General features: G+C 72.4%; 16 protein-coding genes. 9 read left to right on the forward strand and 7 right to left on the reverse strand.

Annotated elements, in window-relative coordinates; translation table 11 throughout:
- Window positions 1-2 precede the first annotated feature (2 nt).
- On the reverse strand, window positions 3-560 hold the full coding sequence (locus tag OG580_RS32160) for a sigma-70 family RNA polymerase sigma factor (RefSeq protein WP_267047157.1): 558 nt from the start codon (window positions 558-560) through the stop codon (window positions 3-5).
- A 259-nt stretch (window positions 561-819) separates the two neighbouring features.
- Here OG580_RS32160 and OG580_RS32165 point away from each other — a divergent pair, with 259 nt between their 5' ends.
- Window positions 820-2,034: a CapA family protein gene (locus OG580_RS32165; RefSeq protein WP_267047158.1), complete on the forward strand. Its 1,215-nt coding sequence runs from the start codon at window positions 820-822 to the stop codon at window positions 2,032-2,034.
- Between the two features lie 184 nt (window positions 2,035-2,218).
- Window positions 2,219-3,085 carry a polysaccharide deacetylase family protein gene (locus OG580_RS32170; RefSeq protein WP_267047159.1) on the forward strand — a complete coding sequence of 289 codons (867 nt, stop codon included), beginning with the start codon at window positions 2,219-2,221 and terminating at the stop codon, window positions 3,083-3,085.
- 66 nt (window positions 3,086-3,151) lie between these two features.
- On the opposite strand, the gene OG580_RS32175 is transcribed toward OG580_RS32170, so the two are convergent.
- Complete coding sequence (locus OG580_RS32175; RefSeq protein WP_267047160.1) at window positions 3,152-3,817, reverse strand: class F sortase; 666 nt, start codon at window positions 3,815-3,817, stop codon at window positions 3,152-3,154.
- Between the two features lie 520 nt (window positions 3,818-4,337).
- Between OG580_RS32175 and OG580_RS32180 the strand changes: the two genes are divergently transcribed.
- On the forward strand, window positions 4,338-4,823 hold the full coding sequence (locus tag OG580_RS32180) for a hypothetical protein (RefSeq protein WP_267047161.1): 486 nt from the start codon (window positions 4,338-4,340) through the stop codon (window positions 4,821-4,823).
- A 94-nt stretch (window positions 4,824-4,917) separates the two neighbouring features.
- On the opposite strand, the gene OG580_RS32185 is transcribed toward OG580_RS32180, so the two are convergent.
- The 3 genes from OG580_RS32185 to OG580_RS32195 form a co-directional block, all read right to left on the reverse strand.
- On the reverse strand, window positions 4,918-5,481 hold the full coding sequence (locus OG580_RS32185; protein ID WP_267047162.1) for a hypothetical protein: 564 nt from the start codon (window positions 5,479-5,481) through the stop codon (window positions 4,918-4,920).
- A 168-nt stretch (window positions 5,482-5,649) separates the two neighbouring features.
- The gene (locus tag OG580_RS32190; RefSeq protein ID WP_267047163.1) at window positions 5,650-6,414 is read right to left on the reverse strand and encodes a DUF4239 domain-containing protein; all 765 of its coding nucleotides are present in this window, start codon (window positions 6,412-6,414) and stop codon (window positions 5,650-5,652) included.
- Between the two features lie 20 nt (window positions 6,415-6,434).
- On the reverse strand, window positions 6,435-7,028 hold the full coding sequence (locus OG580_RS32195) for a hypothetical protein (RefSeq protein ID WP_267047164.1): 594 nt from the start codon (window positions 7,026-7,028) through the stop codon (window positions 6,435-6,437).
- Window positions 7,029-7,739: 711 nt separating this feature from the next.
- On the opposite strand from OG580_RS32195, the gene OG580_RS32200 reads away from it, so the two are divergent.
- Window positions 7,740-8,552 (forward strand): SAM-dependent methyltransferase, encoded by an 813-nt coding sequence (locus OG580_RS32200; protein WP_267047165.1) that lies wholly within the window; start codon window positions 7,740-7,742, stop codon window positions 8,550-8,552.
- Window positions 8,549-10,714, forward strand: coding sequence for a bifunctional diguanylate cyclase/phosphodiesterase (locus tag OG580_RS32205; protein ID WP_267047166.1), 2,166 nt, complete (start codon window positions 8,549-8,551; stop codon window positions 10,712-10,714). The genes OG580_RS32200 and OG580_RS32205 overlap by 4 nt, the downstream gene beginning before the upstream one ends.
- 226 nt (window positions 10,715-10,940) lie before the next feature.
- Here the strand turns inward: OG580_RS32205 and OG580_RS32210 are convergent, their stop codons facing one another.
- The gene (locus tag OG580_RS32210) at window positions 10,941-11,390 is read right to left on the reverse strand and encodes a hypothetical protein (RefSeq protein ID WP_267047167.1); all 450 of its coding nucleotides are present in this window, start codon (window positions 11,388-11,390) and stop codon (window positions 10,941-10,943) included.
- Window positions 11,391-11,498: 108 nt separating this feature from the next.
- Here OG580_RS32210 and OG580_RS32215 point away from each other — a divergent pair, with 108 nt between their 5' ends.
- Window positions 11,499-12,131, forward strand: a complete 633-nt coding sequence (locus OG580_RS32215; protein ID WP_267047168.1) for a helix-turn-helix transcriptional regulator — start codon at window positions 11,499-11,501, stop codon at window positions 12,129-12,131.
- Window positions 12,132-12,137: 6 nt separating this feature from the next.
- On the opposite strand, the gene OG580_RS32220 is transcribed toward OG580_RS32215, so the two are convergent.
- Window positions 12,138-13,025 carry a LysR family transcriptional regulator gene (locus OG580_RS32220; protein WP_267047169.1) on the reverse strand — a complete coding sequence of 296 codons (888 nt, stop codon included), beginning with the start codon at window positions 13,023-13,025 and terminating at the stop codon, window positions 12,138-12,140.
- A gap of 96 nt (window positions 13,026-13,121) precedes the next feature.
- Between OG580_RS32220 and OG580_RS32225 the strand changes: the two genes are divergently transcribed.
- Genes OG580_RS32225 through OG580_RS32235 form a run of 3 tightly spaced genes read left to right on the forward strand, consistent with a single transcriptional unit; the run spans window position 13,122 to window position 16,561 of the window.
- A complete protein-coding gene (locus OG580_RS32225) occupies window positions 13,122-13,847 on the forward strand; it encodes a succinate dehydrogenase (protein WP_267047170.1) in 726 nt (241 codons plus the stop codon).
- A 3-nt stretch (window positions 13,848-13,850) separates the two neighbouring features.
- Entirely contained in the window at window positions 13,851-15,818 is a 1,968-nt protein-coding gene (locus OG580_RS32230) for a fumarate reductase/succinate dehydrogenase flavoprotein subunit (RefSeq protein ID WP_267047171.1), read from the forward strand.
- Window positions 15,815-16,561, forward strand: a complete 747-nt coding sequence (locus OG580_RS32235) for a succinate dehydrogenase/fumarate reductase iron-sulfur subunit (protein WP_267047172.1) — start codon at window positions 15,815-15,817, stop codon at window positions 16,559-16,561. The genes OG580_RS32230 and OG580_RS32235 overlap by 4 nt, the downstream gene beginning before the upstream one ends.
- Window positions 16,562-16,564 lie beyond the last annotated feature (3 nt).

Consider the following 16,564-nt stretch of genomic DNA (forward strand, 5'->3'; position numbering starts at 1 on the left):
CGTCATTGTGGGGCCCCGGCGCGCGGCCGGGCAACGCCCGCGCGGCGCGGGCGGTAGCCGGGCAGTGAGCGGCCGAGCTGCCGCAGGGCGTAGTGCGAGCGGGACTTGACGGTCCCGGCCGGGATGCCGAGGTCCACGGCGGCCTCGTTGACCGTGAGGCCGTGGAAGTAGAGCCGGACGAGCACCGCCCGGTGCTCGGGGCTCAGTTCGCGGACGGCCGCGCGTACGTCGAGCGCCGCCTCGGCGGAGGCGGTGGCGTCGGCGGGGTCGGGCGTCACCGCGAGCACGCCGTCACCGATCTCGGCGGGCCGGGCGAGGCGTGAGCGGCGGGCGTCGATGGCCAGCCGGCGGGCCACGGTGAAGAGCCAGGGCCGCATCGACGCGTAGGGGCCCTCGAAGGCCTCGGGGTGGAGCCAGGCCCGTACGAGGGTTTCCTGGGCGAGGTCCTCGGCCCGCTGCCGGTCCCCGTAGGTCAGCCCGAGCAGGAAGGACAGCAGCGCCGGACCGTGGTCCCGCTGCAGTTGTTCCAGGTTCCGCTCGTCGGTCGTCGCCGTCGTCATGCTCCCCGCCTCTCCCGTGGCTCGTCGTCCCGGCGTATACGAACGCATCCGGAAGACAAGGGACAGGGAACGGACATCGGTCTGCGACGAACGGTCGCACCGAGCGGCGAATGGTACGGCGAGCGGTCAGGCGGAGTTGTTGCGTCCGTTTCAGCGGGGTTCGGGGGCTTCTGCGGCCTTGACCCTTGACTGTGGCTTTCCCGCGAGATCAATTCGACAGAACAGATGTTCATAGCAAGAGTCGAGCGGAGTGCCGTAGATGACCTCACGCACCAGACCGGGAGCGGTGGTGGCCGCCGCCCTCCTCCTCGCGGCGGCCACGGGCTGCACCCAGGCCGGCGACCCGGGCACCGGCACCACCACCCCCGGGGACGCGGCCTCCGGGTCCGTCGGAGGACGGACCGCCGTGCGGTCCGCCGCCCCCGGCGGGGCGTCCGCACCCGCCGGATTCACCCTCGTCGCCTCCGGCGACGTCCTCCCGCACGACTCGATCATCCGCCGCGCCGCCCAGGACGCGGGCGGCGACGGCTACGACTTCGGCCCCATGCTCGCCGGGGTGAAGAGCGTCGTCTCCGGGGCCGACCTGGCGATCTGTCACATGGAGACCGTGTACGGCAAGGAGGGCGGCCCCTACACCGGCTACCCCGCCTTCAAGTCGCCGCCCGAGGTCGCCACCGCCCTCAAGGCCACCGGGTACGACTCCTGCTCGACCGCCTCCAACCACACCCTCGACGACGGCGCGGCCGGCCTCCGTCGCACCCTCGACGCCCTGGACAAGGTCGGCATCCGGCACGCCGGCTCCGCCCGTACCGCCGACGAGGCGGCCAGTCCCACGCTGCTCAAGGCCGGGGGCGCCACCGTCGCCCAGCTCGCCTACACCTACGACACCAACGGCTACCCGCTCCCCGAGGGGCAGCCCTGGGCCGTCCGGCTGCTCGACGAGCGGCAGGTGATCGCCGACGCGCGCGCCGCCCGCGCGGCCGGCGCCGACGTCGTCGTGGTCAGCGTCCACTGGGGCACCGAGTGGCAGACCGAGGCCGACGAACGACAGCTCTCGCTGGGCCGCGCGCTCACCGCGTCCACGAGCGGCGGCCGCCCCGACATCGACCTGATCATCGGCACCCACGCGCACGTCCCGCAGGCGTACGAGAAGGTCAACGGGACCTGGGTCGTCTACGGGATGGGCGACCAGATCGCCGGGGACATGATCAACCACGAGGGTTCCTTCGACGCCCGGGGCAACCAGGGCACCCTCGGTCGCTTCACCTTCGCCCCGCCCAAGACCTCCGGCGGGCGGTGGGAGGTCACCAAGGCCGAGTTCGTCCCCCAGTGGTTCGACACCGGCCGGGGCAGGGTCGTGAACCTCGGCGCGGCGGGAGACGGCGACCCGCGCCACGCCTCGATCCGCGAGACGATCCGGCAGGTCGTCCTCGGCCGGGGCGCCGACAAGGACGGCCTGGTGATGGGCAAGTAGGACCAGCGGCGTACGCGGGGCCGGTCACGGCACGGCGTGACCGGCCCGCGTCCCGAAGCGGGGGCCACTACGCGGTCGCGCCGCGAGGCTATCGGCTCATCGGGTGTTTTCGGGCAGGGGGCCGGTGTCGGTGAGCCGACCGGCCCCCTCCCCGTACGAACCATTGGTCATGAAAAAGGATCAGATGCCCAGCGGGCGCCGGGCGGTGCTGCGCCTCGCAGCCGCGCTCGGCGCCACGGCCACCGTCGGCTACCTCGCGGCGGACCGGCTCGCCGCTCCCGAGCCGTCCACGGGCGCCGCCTCCGCGCCGCCGGGCGCGGGGCGCACGGGATCCGGCGCCGGACCGGCCGCCGGACCGCAGGCCGCGCGGGCGGCCCGGCTGCGCCCGTCCTCGTACCGGCTCCAGCCGATGACCGCGTACGCGCCCGCGTCCTTCCGGCGCGCCGTGCCGCCGGTACGGCAGCGGCCCTTCCTCAGCATGTCCGGGGTCGGCCGCTCGATGGTGCTGAGCTTCGACGACGGTCCCGACCCCCGCTACACACCGGGCATCCTGGAGACGCTGCGCCGCCACGGCTGCCGGGCGATGTTCTTCGTCTGCGGCGAGATGGCCGTCGAGAACCCGGACCTGCTGCGGGAGATGGCCGCCGACGGCCACGTCATCGGCAACCACTCGTGGTCCCATCCCCTCATCCCCAAGCTGCGGCCCTCCCGGATCCGCGACGAACTCGGCTCCACCAGCGAGATCGTGGAGCGGACCCTCGGCGCGGCCCCGCTCTGGTACCGGGCGCCCTACGGGGCGTGGAACCGGCACTCCTTCGAGATCGGCGCCGAGCTCGGGATGGAGCCGCTCGCCTGGACCGTGGACACCCTGGACTGGAAGGAGCCGGGCACCGGCGCCATCGTCCGCCGCGTCCTCGACGGCGCCGCACCCGGGGCCGTGGTCCTCTCCCACGACGCGGGCGGCGACCGTACGCAGAGCGTCGCCGCGCTCCGTCGCTATCTGCCCGAACTCCTCGACGCCGGCTATCACATCACCGTGCCCCGGCGCTGACGGCGGCGGTACGCGAACGGGCCCCGGCACCTGGGAGTGCCGGGGCCCGTTCGCGTACCGCGACCGTCAGCGCGAGCCCACCAAGCGGGCGTACACGACGACGTTCCCGTCGTAGCCGCGCGACCGGGTGTAGCCACCGCCGCAGGTGATGACCCGGAGCTCGGGCTGGCCGGTGTCCGCGTACACCTGCACGCCGGGGAAGTTCTCCTTGGAGTAGACCTCGACCCCGTAGATCTCGAAGACCGCGACCCGGCCGTCGTACCGCTCGACCTCGACGTGCTGGCCCTTCTCCAGCGAGCCGAGACCGTAGAAGACCGCCGGGCCCCGCTCGTTGTCGACATGGCCGACGACGACCGAAGTGCCGCGCTGGCCGGGGGAGATGCCGTTCTGGTACCAGCCGGCGAGGTTGGCGTCCTGCGGGGGCGGCGCGGCCACCCAGCCGTCGGCGTCCAGGCCCACGTCCATGATCGGGGCCGCGACCCGGATCGCGGGGATCTTGATCCGCGAGGCCGGCGCGAACGGCAACGGCTGCAGGCCGGCCGTCGCCTCGTTCGGCGGCGGTGGGACGACCGGCCGGGTCACCGGCCGGGCCGCGGCGGCGGGTTGGGGCGGTCCGAGGGCGACGTCGACCCCGTTGCGCATCATCGCGAGTCCGGACAGCATGGCGAGGGCCAGGACGCCCCAGGGTTGGCGTCTCCTGCGTACGACGACGCGGAAGTCCTTCGGGGGCATGGTTCTCCCTTCGTGGCGTCGACAGAACGGTAAAGGCGGCGTGACGGACCGTCGCCCCGGACGGAGCGAACGGGTGGGGGCCGCCGCCGGACGGGTGCCGGGGCGGGGGGAACGGCCGGAAGAACGGTCGAGGGAACGGCCGGGGGACGGTCGAGGGAAAGGTCGGGAGAGCCCGCGGGAGCCACGTCGGGCGCCGGCGAGGGACGTGCCGCGGAGTCCGCGAGGGCTGCGTCGGAGAGCGCGCGAGGGCCGCGCGGGAGGCCGGTGCGGGACGTCGGTGGGGACAGCCGGGTGACGCGGGGCTGACCCATCCGAGTATTCGTCAGATAACCACTCCGCACCCCTGTGACCTGCGGTTCCGACCCCTTCGAGGGGTCGTTTCCGGGCGTGTCGCCTCACCGGGGTGGACCAGTGCCGACATGCATGGCTCGCCCCGACTTGTGATGGTTCGTCATGGAAGGCGTACTCGTCGAATTTCCCGGAGCACCGCTTTGGGGCGTCTTCCTCTGGAGGTTCAACCATGCGTGCTGCACGCACTCTGGCGGTGGCCGCCACCGCGTTCGCGGCGGTCGGGCTCGCTGCCCCCCTCGCCGCCGCCACCAACGGGCCGAGCAACGTCACCGTCAACCCGTTCGACGTCCACGCGGGGTCGACGATCACCATCACCGCCAAGGGTTGCGGCCACGGCGGCACGGTCACGTCCAACGCGTTCCCGGAGACTTCCCTTTCGGTCAACTCCAACGGGCTCTCCAGCGCCATCGCCCGTGTCTACAACAACGCCACCCCGGGCAGCTACAACCTGGCCGTGAAGTGCAGCGACAACACCAAGGTGGTCACGCACCCGTTCCGCGTCCTCGCGGGCCGTGGTGCGCAGGGCGGCCTCGGCGGCTCGCTGGCCCCCAGCTCCACCGAGATGGCGGTCGGCGGCAGCCTGGTCGCCGCCGCCGCGCTCGGCGGCGGTCTCTTCATCGCCCGTCGTCGCCGGATGACCGGCGCGGGGGTCTGACCGGCCGAACCTCCCTGTCGCCCCGCTGTGCCCGTCGCCCCCGAGTCCCTCCCGGACCCGGGGGCGACGGGCGTCCGCGGACGCCCCGCCCCGTTCAGTGGCGGCGGGTGTCGCCGGAGCGGCGACGGACCACGTACACGACGCCGGTCGCGGCGGCCAGGACCAGGGCCGTGCCGGCCGCCAGGGTTCCCGTGTCCACCTCGCCCACCGAGCCGCCCATGCCGCCCTGGACCCCGCGCGGGGTGGTGAGCAGCGTGGCGCTGATGGTCGGGGTGACCGTGGCCGTACCGCTGATCGTCAGGTCGACGGTGTCCTGCACGCCACCGGTGCAGTTGAAGGCCACCGTGTACACGGCACCGCGCCGGGCGTCCAGGTCCACGGTGGCGGTCGCCGCCGAGTTGGGTGCGATGGCGACGGTGTCGAAGACGCCCGCCGAGGCCGTGGCCGTACTGGCGCAGCCGGGGGCGCTGAGCGTCACCCGGCCGCCCGGTTCGACGACCGAGGGCGACACGACGAAATCGCCCGGTGCCTTGGCTCCTGGTGCCCGCGGATTGGTGGCGGGGGCACCCTCCGCCGCGAGGGCGACGGTGGCGGGGGCGGCCAGGGCGAGGGCGGCCGCCCCCAGCAGGGCAGTGGACGCGGCACGTATCGCGCGCATGGTGAATCCTCCGGGTCCCGAGGGGCAGAGCCGCGAACCGGGATGTCCGCGAAGGACCTGCATGCACCTCGATGTCCGAAACGCTAGGAGCGCACTACCACAGCCGCGATCCCAGGCGTGCGAATGGGGCACCGGTGTCCCTCGTGCGGCCCAGTCGGACACCCTGACTCACCCGGTGACCTGCGGGAACAGATCGGTGAACGGCGTGGCGGTGGCGGAGATGCCCCGGCCGAACGGCGCGTCGAAGTCCCAGATGAGGAAGAGCAGGAACGCGATCAGCACGCTGAAGAGGCCGGCGAGCAGCAACTCCCGTCCTGTTCTGCGGATCTGGAGCGTGAAGATCAGGCCGACGGTGACCAGGGCGCCGATGATCAGACCGAACCAGACGACCCCGGGCATGGTCGCCCCCGCGCTCTGTCCGCGCGCGCCCCGGGCGTCGTCGGCCGCGGCCACCTGGTCGACCAGCGGCTGGTAGGCCTGCCCCTCGAAGTCGTTGGCGGGCTGGTAGTCGGTGACGCTCCGGCGGACCTGCTCCAGGAGCGCGGTGCCCTCGTCGCTCAGCTCACCCTCCTCGGACATGTGCGTCCACTCCTCGTCGACCACGTACGCGACGTACGCGTCGACATCCGCGCGGATCTTGGTGCGGACGTCCAGGGGGTAGACCTCGACGCGGGCCGAGATCTCGTGCATCGCCTGGGCCTCCTGCCGCACGGTCTCCTGGGCGGCGCCCCTGGCCTCCCAGACGCCGGCGATGGCGAGGCCGAGGACGATCGCGTAGATCACGCCGATCATCATCGTCATGTACTCGATGACGTCGGGGGTCTCGCTCGGGTCGTCGTCCTCGGGGATCCGGCGGTGGTTGATGACGACGATCGTGAGGACGACGGCGCAGGCGGCCGCCATCGCGAGGGTGAGAACTAGCCATTCGGACATGGATTTACCTCCGGCGGAGCTCAGCGGGAGCGGGGGCGCAGGATCGCGGTCGCGAGCACTGCGGGGGCGATGATCACCAGCGTCATCGTGAGGACGGACGTGCCGCCCTTCGGCTGGGGCCGCGCGGCGCGGCGGTAGTGGGGGAGCGCGACGGGTCCCGCCGCCGGGGGCCGGGGCCGCACGGAGGGCGCGGGGACGGGCGCCGGTGCCGGCGCGGGGGGTGCCGGCGGGGGCGTGGGCGCCGGAGTGCGCGTCGGCGGGACCGGCGCGGCCGGCTCGGGGGAGGCCGGCTCGGGGCGCGGTGTCGGAGTGGTCACCGGGGGAGGCGGCGGGGTCGTCGTCCGTACGGGAGGCGGGGGCGGCGCGGGGACGGGCGGGGGCGGTTTCGGCGTCGTCGGCCGGGGCGCCGGCGTCGTGGCCGGGGGAGGCGGCGGCGGAGCGGGGGTGGGTGAGCACGCGCCCGGTCCGATGACCGCCACCGAGGTGTGCGAACCGCCGGGGCCGGTCGTGGCGTAGGCGCAGGAGTCGGCGGCGGCGGGGACGGGGGTGGCGAGCAGCCACACCAGCCCCAGGGCCGCCAGCGACCGCGCGAGAAGTGATCCGTACAGAGACACGCCGTCGAGCTTGATCACAGAAGAGGCGAACCGGGGCGGAATCGGCGGGGATTCGCCGGATGGTGGGGTTCTCGGGGCGCGTGGTTTGACGTTTCGCCGGGCCGGGGTCGGATCGTGAGCCGGAACGATGCCGGAACGATGCCGGACCCGAGCCGGAACGAAGTCGGACCGGAGTCGGATCCCGAGTCGGATCCCGAGTCGGACCCCGTGTCGGCCCCGGAGTCGGATTCCGCATAATGCCCGGTATCGCCGTGCCGTGCGATTCGCCGACGCTCCTCCCGGTGCCCCCGGGCACCCCCCGACCTGACGTAGTCGGTACCCCACCGGCACTCCTTGAGGACTTCGACAGGACCCCAGGGGAAGAACTGTCCGGTTGTCGCCCTGTCGTACGCCTCGACGGTCGGGGCATCCTGCATCCGCGACAGGGCCCCGGTGGTGGCAACGACCGAGGTGCGGCAAGGGCCTTGGCCCCCGTAAGGTGCGGCGGAGACCGGCCGGGAAGTCGACGCACACTCATATGCACGTGAATGTGCACGGCCTGAAGGCGTGAACTCTGCGCTTCCGGAGCATGTGCCAATGACGTGTGACCAAGAACGGACCGCGAATTTCCGTTTCTACTCGCTCTCCCGGCGGGCGATCAGTAGCCTCACCTCGAACACCGGCCGCGAACACATGGCCGCATCCCCCCATGGCGACTTGTTGGAGACATTGATGGAGCGTCCCGCCTGGGCTCCGCCGGGTATCGACATTTCGGTGCCGAGCGTGTCCCGTATGTACGACTTCTATCTGGGCGGCTCGCACAATTTCGAAGTGGACCGGGAAGCGGCGCGCAAGGCCATGGAGTTCATGCCGGGCCTGCCCAAGATCATGCAGGCGAACCGTGCCTTCATGCGCCGCGCCGTCCGTTACGCCGTTGACAACGACGTCAGTCAGTTCCTGGACATCGGCTCCGGCATACCCACCTTCGGCAACGTGCACGAGGTCGCCCGGGCCGCCGACCCCGCCGCCCGGGTCGTCTACGTCGACCACGACCCGGTCGCCGTCGCCCACAGCCGCGCCGTCCTGGACGGGGACGAGTCCGCCGCGGTCGTCGCCGCCGACCTGCGCAAGCCGGCCGAGATCCTCCACAGCCCCGAGGTGTCCCGGCTCCTCGACCTGGACCGGCCCGTCGCCCTGCTCCTCGTCGCCGTCCTGCACTTCCTGGAGGACGAGGACCGGCCGCACGAGGCCGTCGCCGAACTGCTCGACGCGCTCGCCCCCGGCAGCCTCGTCGTCATCACCCACGCCTCGTACGAGGGCATCCCGCTGACGCAGGAGCAGGCGGGCGGCACCGTCGACGTGTACCGGAACATCCGCAACCCCCTGGTGATGCGGTCGGGCGCCGAGATCACCCGCTTCTTCGAGGGCACCGACATGGTCGAGCCCGGCCTCGTCCCGATGCCCGTCTGGCGACCGGACGGCCCGGTCGAGGAGGAGGACCCGTACGCCTTCTCCGGTTTCGCGGGCGTGGGGCGCAAGGCGTGAAGGTCCCGTCGCAGCCCACCGGTGCCGTCGCCGAGGCGGACGGCCCGGAGGACAGACTCCGGCGGTTCGTCACCATCTGGAGCCGCGCGATCTTCCCGGTGACCGCCACCTCGCTGACCCGTGCCGAGTTCGAGGTGCACCTGCAGCCGCTGGCCCGCACCCTGTGCGACGCGCTGCACGCACGGCCCTTCGACACCGCCCCGGCCCAGCGCGCCGGTGCGGCCCTCGTCGCCGCCCACTGCACCGATCCCGACGCGCTCGGCCGCAGCCTCGGCGTGGTCGACTCGTACCTGGTGCTCTACTGCGGTACGGACTCGGACCTCCCGGCCGAGGAGCTCCGCGCCCGCTGCGCACGGCTCCAGCACGCCATGGCCGTCGGCTACGCGCAGGCCCTGCGCGAGCGGACCCGCGTCGAGCAGGAGGCGATCGCCCGCTCCGCGCTCGCCGCCCGCAGCGCCGCCGAGATCGCCCTGCACGCCACCGAGAGCCGCTTCCGGGCGGTCTTCGACGGCGCGGCGATCGGCATCGGCATCGCCGACCTCGACGGCAACGTCCTGGAGGTCAACGAGACCCTCACCCGCATGTTCGGCGGGATGGAGAGCCAGGTCCGCAGCCGGAACGTGAGCGAGTGGGTCCACCCGGAGGACGGCCCGCACGTCTGGAAGCTGTACGAGGAGCTCGTCCGCGGCGAACGGGAGCACTACCGGGTCGAGAAGCCCTACTACCGCGGCGACGGAACGGTTCTCTGGACCAACCTCACCGTCTCGCTCCTCCGCGACGCCGAGGGCCGCCCCCAGTACCAGCTGGCCCTGATGGAGGACACCACCGAACGGCGCCTGCTCCACCTGCGCCTGCGGTACGAGGCCACCCACGACGCGCTCACCGGACTGCCGAACCGGACCCTGTTCTTCGAACGCCTGGAGAAGGCGCTCGTCTCCGGCGAGAACGCCCGCTTCGGCCTCTGCTACCTCGACCTCGACGGCTTCAAGGTCATCAACGACAGCCTCGGCCACTCCGCCGGCGACCGGCTGCTCGTCGAGGTCGCCGACCGGCTGCAGAGCTGCGTCACCGGCTCGGGCGAGATGGTGGCCCGGCTCGGCGGGGACGAGTTCGTCGCCCTCACCACCCGGCCCGGCGGCGAACAGGACGTCACCGAACTCGCCGACCGCATCCTCGGCGCCCTCTCCACCCCCCTGCGCATCGACGGCCGCGAACTGACCGTCCGCGGCAGCCTCGGCGTCGTCGAGGGCCCGGCGGGGGAGAGGACCTCGGCCGAGGTGCTGCGCAGCGCCGACATCACCATGTACCGGGCCAAGTCCGCGGGCGGCAACCGCTTCGAGCTCGCCGACCCCGAGGCCGACGCCCGCGCCATCACCCGGCACGGCCTCACCACGGCGCTGCCCACGGCCCTGGAGCGCGGCGAGTTCTTCATCGAGTACCAGCCGCTCGTCCACCTCGACGACGGCAGCGTGCACGGTGCGGAGGCGCTGGTCCGCTGGTGCCACCCGCAGCACGGGGTGCTCGGCCCCGACCAGTTCATCCCGCTCGCCGAGGACACCGGCCTCATCGTGCCGCTCGGCCGCTGGGTGCTCCAGGAGGCCGTACGCCAGGCCCGCTTCTGGCAGACCCGGCACTCCGACGGCGGCCCGCTGCGGATCAACGTCAACCTCTCACCGACGCAGCTGCACCACCCGAGGCTGGTCGCCGACACCGTCGACGTCCTGGAACGCTCGGGGCTCGAACCGGGCGCGCTCTGCCTGGAGGTGACCGAATCGGCGTTGATCGGCGCCGACGAGGACCTTCTGAAGCCGCTGCGGCAGCTCGCCGAGATGGGCGTCGACATCGCGCTCGACGACTTCGGCACCGGCTACTCGAACCTGGCCAACCTGCGCCGGCTGCCGGTGAGCGTCCTGAAGCTCGACCGCTCCTTCACCCGGGGAATGCAGCAGCACCCGGTGGACCCGGTCGACATCAAGATCGTCGAGGGGATCGTCTCCTTGGCACACAGCCTGGAACTCGCCGTCACGGTCGAGGGCGTGGAGACCGGCGCCCAGGCGCGCCAGCTCCGCGACCTCGGCTGCGACACCGCCCAGGGCTGGTACTACGCCCGCCCGGGCGCCCCGGACCGCATCCACTCGCTGCTCCTGGCGGACGCGGTCTGAACCCGGCCCGGTGGGACCTCGGTCCTCATCGGAGAACTGCGGAGTCCACTCGTACCGAGGGGTACCGGGGACCTGGTCGCAGACCAGGAGGTACCCCTCGGGGCGCCCAGGACGGCCGCCCCGAGGATCAACGGGCCCTGACAGCGCGCCACGGGGGGTGCGTGGGCCGGGAGTGGGGGAGTGGCCGTAGGTGCGGGGGGTGCCGGGGGCGAGGCCGCGACGCGGGTCAGAAGAGGGTGGCCAGCGTGAGGACGACGGTGTCACTGCTGGTGGCGACCGACACCGAGGTCTTGTCCGAGGTGGCGGAGAAGACGCCGCCGATGTCCACCACCGTGTACTGGGCGCCTTCCAGGGTCTTGCGGTACTCGGCGACGACGGCCCGCGGGTCCTTGGCGGTGAACGTCAGGACGTAGGCGCCGGTGCTTCCGGTCACGGACGTCAGTTCCGCGGACGGCAGCGGCAGGCCCGCGGGCAGGTCGTCCGGCTTCTTCACCCCGTCGGTGACGGGGGCGTCCGGGGTCGCGGAGCCGGCGCCGTCGCCCGGAGCCTGGGTGGTGGCGGAGGGGGCGGCGGATGGGGTGCCCTTGGCGTCGGCTCCCTCGGACTGGCAGGCGGTCAGCCCGAGAACGGCGACGGCGGCGACGGCGACGAGCGAAGTGGTGCGCTTCCAGGGCATGGTGACGTCCCATCAGTGAGGGTGCGGTGGGGTCGTGCCTTACGACGGGAGATTGACACATGAAAACTCCCTTTGACAAGTGTCAATTCGGCGGCCTAGCGTCCTCATATGGACGCGACCGCCATCGCCCGAAACCAGGAGCTCCAGCGCCAGTGGTACGGGGCTCCGCTCGGCGAGCTCTGCCGGGACATCTGCGACCGATTCGGAATGACCCAGACCGGGCTCGCGGAGACCCTGGGGATCTCGCCCGCCATGCTCAGCCTCGTCATGCGGGGCCGGCGCGCCCGGATCGCCAACCCCGACGCGGCGGCCCGCCTCTCGGCCGTCCTCCACCTCACCCAGGAGGTGCGCGCCGGAGCCGTACCGGCCGGGGACGCCCCTCGGGCCCTCGCCGAGATCAGCGCGAGCAGGACCCCGGGCCAGGACTCGATGGGCGCCGCCGTGACCCAGTACTCCGCGGGTGGCACCCCCTCGGCCGTCCCCGCCCCCGCCCCCGCCCCCGCCTCCGCCCCTGACTCCGTCGCCGACCCCGACCTGCGCTTCGCCCTGCGCCTGCGCGATCTGCTCACCACCCGCGCGAGCGCCGTCGACATCCTCGCCGCGGCCGCGCTCCTCGACGCGGACCACCCGGGCCTCGCCGAGGTCCTCCGCGTCTGCGGCGCGGGCCGCACGGACGAGGCCGTCGCACTGGTCCGCGCTTCGGGTCAGGGGCCGGGGCGTGGTCCTGGAGACACCCCTTAGGGGGTGTCACACGCCCCGGCGGGAGGCGAGGAGCACCCGCTGGAGCTCCCGCGCCGCCCTCGGCGGCGCCACGTCGCTGCGGTGGGCCAGGGCGATGGTGCGGCGCAGGCCCGGACGGGCGAGGGCCGTCACCCGGAGGTCGCGGCCGGCCCGGGCCGCGACCATCGCCGGGACGACCGCGAGGCCGAGCCCCGCCCGGACGAAACCGAGCACCGCGTCCAGCTCCCCGCCCTCGACCGTGAACGTGGGCTCGAAACCCTCCGCCCGGCAGGCCGCCACGGTCAGTTCCCGCAGGTCGTAGCCGTGCCGGAACATCACGAGCGGCTGGTCCCGCAGGTCCTTGATCCGCACCGGGCGCCCCGGCGCCGGCGCCGCGGCGGACGAGACCACCACCAGGTCCTCCCGGAGCAGCTCCACCGTCGTCAGCGCCGGTGACGGCGTCGGCAGAGGCAGCACGACGAGCGCCAGGTCGAGCGCCCCGCGCGCCAGCTCCCGTACGAGATCGTGCGAGCCGCCCTCCTCGATGAGGAGCTCGATCCCGGGGTGCAGGTCGTGGAAGGCGCGCAGGACGTCCGGAAGGAGTCCGGTGCAGAGACTCGGCGTCGCGCCGAGCCGCACCCGGCCCCGCTTGAGCTGGGCCAGCTCCTGCACCTCCAGCCGGGCCGTCTCCGTGTCCGCGAGGATCCGGCGGGCGAGCGGGAGCAGCGCCTCCCCCGCGTCGGTGAGCGTGATGTTCCCCCGAGCCCGGCTGAACAGCTCCGCGCCCAACTCCCCTTCCAGGGCCTTGATCTGCTGGGAGAGCGAGGGCTGCGAGACGTGCACGCGCTCGGCGGCCCGGGTGAAGTGACGGGTCTCGGCCACGGCGACGAAGTAGAGGAGCTGCTGGAACTGCATGTCCCCAGCGTAGGCGACATGCATAGGAAACACCTATCGAGATCAGCCGCACCATGTCTTGGACCTCTCGGGTCGTTCGGCCCTAGCGTCGGGAGCATGGCTCTGGCACCCACGAGGGACCGGACGACGCGCCGCCCGCCGTCCCCCACACCGTCACGCGGATTCCTGTCATCGACCCTCGGCAAGAAGACGGTCATGGCCGTGAGCGGGCTGATCATGCTCGGCTATCTCGTCGCCCATGTCGCCGGCAACCTGAAGGTCTTCTTCGGCCCCGAGGAGTTCAACGCCTACGGCCACTGGCTCCGGGTCATGGGCGCTCCCGTCCTGCACCACGAGTGGGCCCTGTGGCTCGTCCGGATCGTGCTCCTCGCCGCCGTCGGCGCCCACGTCGTCTCCGCGTACCAGCTCAGCCGCCGCGACGTGAAGGCCCGCCCCACCGCGTACGTCCACCGCCGCAGGCGCGCCTCGTACGCCACCCGCACCATGCGCTGGGGCGGCATCATCCTCGCCCTCTTCATCGTCTGGCACCTCCTCGACCTGACCACCGGCACCGTCCACTCCGGCGGCTTCGAGGAGGGCAAGCCCTACCAGAACGTCGTCGACACCTTCTCCACCTGGTACGGCAACGTCATCTACATCGTCGCCATGCTCGCCGTCGGCCTCCATGTCCGCCACGGCTTCTGGAGCGCCGCCCAGACCCTCGGCGTCGGCAACGCCCGCCGCGAGCGGCTCCTCAGGGCCGCGGCCAACGCCCTCGCGCTCGTCCTGACCGCGGGCTTCGTCTCCGTACCCGTCGGCGTCATGACCGGATTGGTGAGCTGACCCATGAGCCATCCCGACCCCACCATCGACTACCTCGACTACGCCTCCGGCGAGCCGCTCGCCGACACCACCGCCCCCGCCGGACCCATCGCCGAACGCTGGGACACCCGCCGCTTCCAGGCCAAGCTCGTCAATCCCGCCAACCGTCGCAAGCACCGGATCATCGTCGTCGGCACCGGCCTCGCCGGCGGCTCCGCCGGTGCCACCCTGGCCGAACAGGGCTACCACGTCGTCCAGTTCTGCTACCAGGACTCCCCGCGCCGCGCCCACTCCATCGCCGCGCAGGGCGGCATCAACGCCGCCAAGAACTACCGCAACGACGGCGACTCCGTGCACCGGCTCTTCTACGACACCGTCAAGGGCGGCGACTTCAGGGCCCGCGAGTCCAACGTCCACCGCCTCGCCCAGATCTCCGTCGAGATCATCGACCAGTGCGTCGCCCAGGGCGTGCCCTTCGCCCGCGAGTACGGCGGGCTGCTGGACACCCGCTCCTTCGGCGGCGTCCAGGTCTCCCGTACCTTCTACGCCCGCGGCCAGACCGGCCAGCAGCTCCTGCTCGGCGCCTACCAGGCACTGTCCCGGCAGATCGCCGCGGGCACCGTCGAGATGCACGCCCGTACGGAGATGCTCGACCTGATCGTCGTCGACGGGCGGGCCCGCGGCATCGTCGCCCGCGACCTGATCACGGGCGAGATCTCCACCCACTACGCGGACGCGGTCGTCCTCGCCAGCGGCGGCTACGGCAACGTCTTCTACCTGTCGACGAACGCCATGAACTCCAACGCCACCGCCGTCTGGCGGGCCCACCGGCGCGGCGCCTACTTCGCCAACCCCTGCTTCACCCAGATCCACCCCACCTGCATCCCGCGCACCGGCGACCACCAGTCCAAGCTGACCCTGATGAGCGAGTCCCTCCGCAACGACGGCCGCATCTGGGTCCCCAAGGCCCACGGTGACCGGCGGCCCGCCGCCGAGATCCCCGAGGACGAGCGCGACTACTACCTGGAGCGGATCTACCCCTCCTTCGGCAACCTCGTCCCCCGCGACATCGCCTCCCGCGCCGCGAAGAACGTCTGCGACGAGGGCCGCGGCGTCGGCCCCGGCGGCCAGGGCGTCTACCTCGACTTCGCCGACGCGATCCGACGCCTGGGCCGCGCGGCGGTCGAGGAGAGGTACGGCAACCTCTTCGAGATGTACGAGCGGATCACCGCCGAGAACCCGTACGAGGTCCCCATGCGGATCTACCCCGCCGTGCACTACACGATGGGCGGACTCTGGGTCGACTACGACCTCCAGACCACCGTCCCCGGCCTCTTCGCCATCGGCGAGGCCAACTTCTCCGACCACGGCGCCAACCGGCTCGGCGCCTCCGCCCTCATGCAGGGCCTCGCCGACGGCTACTTCGTCCTCCCGGCCACCATCAACGACTACCTCGCCCGCCATCCGCACGCCGAACCGGTCACCGACGACCACCCGGCCGTACGGGACGTCCTCGCCGAGACCGACGACCGGCTCCGCCTCCTCCTCGCCGTGGACGGCGACCGCACCCCCGACTCCTTCCACCGCGAACTCGGCGAACTCATGTGGGAGTTCTGCGGAATGGCCCGCACGGAGGAGGGTCTGCGCAAGGCCCTCGCCCGCATCCCCCTCATCCGGGAGGAGTTCTGGCGGCGCATCAAGGTCCCCGGCTCCGGAGAGGAGTTCAACCAGTCGCTCGAGAAGGCCAACCGCATCGTCGACTACCTCGAACTCGCCGAGCTGATGTGCCTCGACGCACTCCACCGGGCGGAGTCCTGCGGCGGCCACTTCCGCGAGGAGTCCCAGACGCCGGACGGCGAAGCCGCCCGCCGCGACGAGGAGTTCGCGTACGCGGCGGCCTGGGAGTTCACGGAAACGGGAACGGCCCCCGTCCTCCACAAGGAGGACCTCACCTTCGAGTACGTCCACCCCACCCAGCGGAGCTACGCATGAGGCTCACCCTGCGCGTCTGGCGCCAGCAGAACGCCGACGCCCCCGGCGCCATGTCCACCTACGACGTGGACGGCATCTCCGCCGACATGTCGTTCCTGGAGATGCTCGACACCCTCAACGAGGCGCTCATCCTGCGAGGCGAGGACCCCGTCGCCTTCGACCACGACTGCCGTGAGGGCATCTGCGGCGCGTGCAGTCTCGTCATCAACGGCGACGCCCACGGCCCCGAGCGCACCACCAGCTGCCAGCTCCACATGCGGTCCTTCCGCGACGGCGACACGATCGACGTCGAGCCCTGGCGCGCGGCCGCCTTCCCCGTCGTCAAGGACCTGGTCGTCGACCGCTCCGCCTTCGACCGCGTCATCCAGGCCGGCGGCTACATCAGCGCCCCCACGGGTTCGGCCCCCGAGGCCCACGCGACCCCCGTCCCCAAGGCCGACGCGGACTCGGCCTTCGAGCACGCGGAGTGCATCGGCTGCGGCGCCTGCGTGGCGGCCTGCCCCAACGGCTCGGCGATGCTCTTCACCTCCGCCAAGATCAACCACCTGAACGTCCTCCCCCAGGGCTCGCCGGAACGCGAGACCCGGGTCCTCGACATGGTGGCCCAGATGGACGCGGAGGGCTTCGGCGGCTGCACCCTGACGGGCGAGTGCGCGACGGCCTGCCCGAAGGGCATCCCGCTGCCGTCGATCGCCGCGATGAACAGGGAGTGGCTGCGGGCGCGGCGGAAGGTGCGGGGGTAGGGG

The sequence above is a fragment of the Streptomyces sp. NBC_00094 genome, assembly GCF_026343125.1.
Lineage (GTDB): Bacteria > Actinomycetota > Actinomycetes > Streptomycetales > Streptomycetaceae > Streptomyces.